Annotated in this window: 3 protein-coding genes; 2 read left to right on the forward strand and 1 reads right to left on the reverse strand. The window is 73.0% G+C overall.

Annotated elements, in window-relative coordinates; translation table 11 throughout:
- Nucleotides 1-82: 82 nt before the first annotated feature.
- On the reverse strand, nucleotides 83-3,598 hold the full coding sequence (gene smc, locus MOJ79_RS18540) for a chromosome segregation protein SMC (RefSeq protein ID WP_241925491.1): 3,516 nt from the start codon (nucleotides 3,596-3,598) through the stop codon (nucleotides 83-85).
- Nucleotides 3,599-3,737: 139 nt separating this feature from the next.
- Between smc and MOJ79_RS18545 the strand changes: the two genes are divergently transcribed.
- Together MOJ79_RS18545 and MOJ79_RS18550 are read left to right on the forward strand one after the other, a co-directional pair.
- Nucleotides 3,738-4,199, forward strand: a complete 462-nt coding sequence (locus tag MOJ79_RS18545) for an SET domain-containing protein (RefSeq protein WP_241925492.1) — start codon at nucleotides 3,738-3,740, stop codon at nucleotides 4,197-4,199.
- A gap of 123 nt (nucleotides 4,200-4,322) precedes the next feature.
- The coding region (locus MOJ79_RS18550; protein ID WP_241925493.1) for a serine/threonine-protein kinase at nucleotides 4,323-5,567 on the forward strand (1,245 nt) is incomplete at its 3' end.

The raw sequence follows: 5,567 nt of genomic DNA on the forward strand, positions 1-5,567 counted from the left end.
TCGACCGCAAACCCTACGACCCCAGCGCACACGGCGGACTTCAAATGTTGCTCAAAACAGCGGGGGGTTGACACAGGGTGTCTCATGCCGCCTCGGCCATGCCGACCGCCTGCTCCATGTCGACGGCGACGATGCGCGAGACGCCCTGCTCGGGCATCGTCACCCCGATCAGCTGCTGCGCCATCTCCATCGCGATCTTGTTGTGGCTGATGAACAGGAACTGCGTGCCGCGGCTCATCTCGGTCACGAGCTTCGCGTAGCGCTCGGTGTTGGCGTCGTCCAGCGGCGCGTCGACCTCGTCGAGCAGGCAGAACGGCGCCGGGTTGAGCTGGAAGATCGCGAACACGAGCGCGATCGCGGTGAGCGCCTTCTCGCCGCCCGACAGCAGGTGGATCGTGCTGTTCTTCTTGCCCGGCGGCTGCGCCATGACCTGCACGCCGGCGTCGAGGATCTCGTCGCCGGTCATCACGAGCTTCGCGTTGCCGCCGCCGAACAGCTGCGGGAACATGCGCCCGAAGTGCGCGTTGACCTCGTCGAAGGTCTTCTTCAGCAGCTCGCGCGTCTCGAGGTCGATCTTGCGGATCGCGTCCTCGAGCGTCTGGATCGCGTCGAGCAGGTCGGCGTTCTGCGCGTCGAGGAAGGTCTTGCGCTCGCGCGCGGCGGTCAGCTCCTCGAGCGCGGCGAGGTTGACGGCACCCAGCGCCGCGATCTCGCGCTGGATGCGGTCGATCTCGCCTTGCAGCCCGGCGAGCCGCACGCCGCCTTCGTCGATGCTGCGCGCCAGGGCGTCGAGGTCGACGCCGGCGGCGGTCAGCTGCTCCATGTACTGCGCGCCGCCGAGCGCGGCGGCCTGCTGCTCGAGCTGCAGCTTGCCGATCTTCTCGCGCATCGGCTCGAGGCTGCGCTCGATCGCCAGGCGCTGCTCCTCGCCGGCGCGCAGGCGCGCCGAGAGGTCGTCGTAGCGGCTGCGCACCGCGCCCAGCGCCTGCTCGCGCTCGAGCTTGAGCGCCAGCGCCGTCTGCAGCCCGGCCTGCGCGGCGGCGTCGTCGAGTGTGGCGAGCTCCTCGCGCAGCTGCGCCGCCGACGCGGCGTTGGCCTCGACCTGCCGCCGCGCGTCGTCGATCACGCGCTGCAGCTCGCCGCGCCGCGCCGCGAGCGCGCGCGCCTCGAACTGCGCGGCCTGCGCGTCGCGCTCGAGCTGGCGCTGCTGCTCGCGCGCGTCGGCCAGCCGCCGCTCGGCGGCGAGCACTGCCTCGTCGAGCTCGGCGTGGCGCTCCTGCGCCGATGCGAGCTCGAGGTCGAGCTCCTCGAAGCGTGCTTCGCCGGTGGCGCGGCGCTCCTCGAGCGCCTCGAGCTGCGCGTCGATCTCGGCGAGCTCGTCGTCGAGCTGGCCGCGGCGCTGCGACGCCGCCTCGGCCTGCTGCGTCAGGCGCAGCAACTCGACATGCAGCTGGTGCGCGCGCGTCTGCGCTTCCGACGCCTCGCGTCGCGCCTGCGCGAGCCGCGCCGACGCTTCGCTGTAGGCGGCCTCGCAGCGCACCAGCGCGCTCCGGGCCTCGTCGGCGATCAGCGCCTGCGCCCGCCGCGCAGCGTCGAGGTTCTCGATCTCCTGCGCGCGCGCGAGCATGCCGGCCTGCTCGCTGTCGGGCGCATAGAACGCGACCGCGAAGGGCGACACCGCGTGCCCTTCGCGCGTCATGATCACTTCGCCGTGCGTGATCTGCGGGCGCTTGGCGAGCGCGTCGTCGAGCGAGTCGGCGGTGTAGACGCCCTCGAGCCAGTCCTCGAGCAGCGCCTGCAGCCCGGCGTCGCCCAGCCGCAGCAGCGCTGCCAGCCGCGGCAGCGTGCGGTGCGGGTCGGGATGTGCGACCGCCTGCGGCGTGTAGAATGCGAGCTTGGCCGGCGGCGGGTCGGCGGCAAACGCGCGCACGGTCTCGATGCGGCCGACCTCGAGCGCGTTCAGCCGCTCGCGCAGCGCGGCCTCGAGCGCCGTCTCCCAGCCCGGCTCGATGTGCACCTTGGTCCACAGCGCGGCGAGCGTGTCCAGGCCGTGCTTGGCCAGCCACGGCTTGAGCTTGCCCTCGGTGCGCACCTTCTCCTGCAGCGCGCGCAGCGCCTCGAGCCGCGCGGTCAGATCGGCCAGCTTGGCCGCCTCGCGCTGCGCCTCGTCCTGCTGCGCGCGGCGCTGTGCGTCGAGCACGGGCACCTGCTCGCCGAGCTCGTGCAGCCGCGCATCGGCCTCGGCCTGCTGCGCGTCGGCCTGCGCGCTGCGTGCGCGCAGCTCGTCGAGCCGCGCGGCGTCGGGCGCGGCGAGCTGGCTGCGCTCGCCGGTGAGGCGATCGCGGCGCGCGCGCAGCTGACGGCTCTGCTCGTCGATGCTGCGGCTCTCGGCGGCCAGCACCTGGATCTGCTGCTGCACCTGCGCGACGGCGCCGCGCTGCTCGTTGCTGCGCGCCTGCGCGGCGCGCAGCGCGTCCTCGGCGTCGGGCAGCTGCAGCGACTGCTCCTCGGCCTGCGCCGCGAGCACCTGTGCGCGCTCGTCGGCCTGCGCGATCTGTGCGGCGACCTGCTCGACCTCGGCGGCGGCCTGCGCGGCACGCTCGTGCCACATCGCGTCCTGCGCGGCGAGCTCGGCCAGGCGCTGCTCGGTGCGCTGGCGGCTGTCGACGACGTAGCGGATGCGCTCCTCGAGCCGGCTGACCTCGAGCTGCGCCTCGCCGTAGGCGCCCTGCGCGGCGTGCAGCTCGTCGCCGGCGGCGTAGTGCGCCTGGCGCAGCGACTCGAGCTCGGCTTCGAGGTGGCGCAGCTCGGCCAGGCGCGACTCGAGCGCCGTCGTCGCGTCGGCCACGGCGCGGCGCACGCGCTCTTCCTCGCCGGCGGCGTCGCGGTGCTTGAGGAACCACAGCTGGTGCAGCTTCGTCGTGCCCAGCGCCTGCAGCTCGTGGTACTTCTGCGCGACCTCGGCCTGGCCCTCGAGCTTCTCGAGGTTGGCATTGAGTTCGCGCAAGATGTCCTCGACGCGCGTCAAGTTCTCGCGCGTGTCCTTGAGCCGGTTCTCGGTCTCGCGGCGGCGCTCCTTGTACTTGGAGACGCCGGCGGCTTCCTCGAGGAACAGGCGCAGCTCCTCGGGGCGGCTCTCGATGATGCGGCTGATCGTGCCCTGGCCGATGATCGCGTAGGCGCGCGGGCCCAGGCCGGTGCCGAGGAACACGTCCTGCACGTCGCGCCGGCGCACCGGCTGGTTGTTGATGTAGTAGCTGCTCGTGCCGTCGCGCGTGAGCACGCGCTTGACGGCGATCTCGGTGAACGCGTTCCACTGCCCGCCGGCGCGCGCGTCGCTGTTGTCGAACACGAGCTCGACGCTGGCGCGGCCGGCGGGCTTGCGGTTGCCCGAGCCGTTGAAGATCACGTCCTGCATCGACTCGCCGCGCAGCTCGCTGGCCTTGCTTTCGCCCAGCACCCAGCGCACCGCGTCGATGATGTTGCTCTTGCCGCAGCCGTTGGGCCCGACGACGCCGACGAGCTGGCCGGGCAGCTGGAACGTCGTCGGTTCGGCGAACGACTTGAAGCCCGCGAGCTTGATCTGGTTCAGGCGCATGCTGCCCACTCATGGGACAACGGCGACGGGAAACCCGTCGCCGTTGCCAAGTTCTTGATCCACAACGAAAATTTGCCCCGTCGGCGGGGCTGTCGAAGGCCCGGATGATAGCATCGCCCCCCTGCCGCCCGAGCCCGCCGTGACCGTCGCCGCGCCACCGCCCACCGCCCACAGCGCCCCGCGCGTCGTGCGCCCGCCCTACCAGAAGTACGACGTGCGCGTGCAGCCCAGCCCCATCGACGGCCACGGCGTGTTCGCCGCCGAGCCGATCCCGGCTCGGCGCAAGATCGGCGAGATTCGCGGCGAGTCGATCAGCGTGTCTGAAGCGCGCATCCGCGCGACGCGCAGCGAGCGCATCATGATCGTCGAGGTGTCGCCGCGCCGTGCGATCGACTTCAGCGGCAGCACCGACCCGATGCGCTTCACGAACCACTCGTGCGCGCCGAACGCGCGGCTGTGCATCCGCGACGGGCGCGTCGAGTTCTACGCGCTGCGCGCGATCGAGCCGGGCGAGGAAGTCACCGTCGACTACGGCGAGACGCACCACGAGGGCCGGCTCGCGTGCCGCTGCGGTGCCCCCGGCTGCGTCGGGCGGCTGTAGCGCCGTGCACCGTGACGCGTTGCGTGACGGGCCGCCCGGCGTCGTGACAAGGCGTTAATCGCGCGACCAAAGCCACGCTTTTCGGGCATCGCGCCACGGGCCTTGCCCGTAAGCTGCGCTGCCGTGGGAATCGTGCCCTTCCAGCGCCGCGCGCACGCCGACGCGCCTGCCTCCGAGTTCGCCGCGACGGTGTCGCTGCCGGCGCCGGAGTTCGCTGCCTCCGAACAGCCCGTCGGCGCGGCCGACGACGCGACCGACATCGTCGTCGGCGAGCCCGGCGACAGCACGCCTGCGGCGGGCACGACGCAGTCGCACATCGGCCGCTACGCGCTCAAGCGCAAGCTCGGCGAGGGCGGGCTGGGCACGGTCTACGAGGCCTGGGATCCGCTGCTGTCGCGCACGGTGGCGGTCAAGACGCTGCAGTTCGACGTCGACACGCCGTCGCGCGTGTCGCTCGACCGCCTGTTCCTCAACGAGGCGCGGCTGGCCGCGGCGCTGAACCACCCGAACATCGTCACGATCTACGACGCCGGCCTGTCGGCGCAGGGCGTGTACATCGCGATGGAGCGGCTCAAGGGCCGCGACCTGCGCGAGGCGCTGCGCGACGGCTGGCGGCCCACGCCCATCGAGGCCGCGCGGCTGGTGCGCCGCGTCGCCGATGGGCTGGCCTACGCGCACGCGCGCGGCGTCGTGCACTGCGACATCAAGCCGGCCAACATCTTCATCGGCAGGCACGACAAGCCCAAGATCCTCGACTTCGGCATCGCGCGCGTCGTGCACGGCCCCAATGCGGCGCGCATCGCTGCGCTCGACGGGCTGGTCGCCGGCTCGCCGCACTACCTCGCGCCCGAGCAGCTGCAAGACGGCGCGATCGACGAGCGCACCGACGTCTACGCGCTCGGCGTCGTGCTGTACGAGCTGCTCACCGGACGCAAGGCCTTCGACGGCGACTCGCTCGACAAGATCACCCGCGCGGTGCTCGAGGACGACCCGCCGCCGGCGAGCTCGCTGCGCGCGGGCGTGCCGCAGGTGCTGTCGGCGATCACGGCGCGGGCGATGGCGCGCGAACCGGCGCAGCGCTACGCCAACGCCGCCGCGCTCGCACAGGACCTGCGCCGCTGGCTCGACAGCCAGGCCGACGGCGACGCGGCCGCCGACGCCGAGCCGGTGCGCTCGCGACGCGTCGCGTGGCCTTGGGCCGCGGCCGCCGCGGTCGCGGCCGTCGCCGCGGCCGCGTGGCTGGTCGCGGCACCGTCCGCACGCCACGCGCCACCGGTGGCCTCGCCACCGGCCGTCGCGCCCGCAGCGGCAGCAGCGGCAGCAGCGGCCGAGTCCCCCGCCGAGCCGCCTGCCGCGCCACCGCCTGCG

The sequence above is a fragment of the Calidifontimicrobium sp. SYSU G02091 genome (assembly GCF_022631395.1).
Classification (GTDB): domain Bacteria; phylum Pseudomonadota; class Gammaproteobacteria; order Burkholderiales; family Burkholderiaceae_C; genus Calidifontimicrobium; species Calidifontimicrobium sediminis.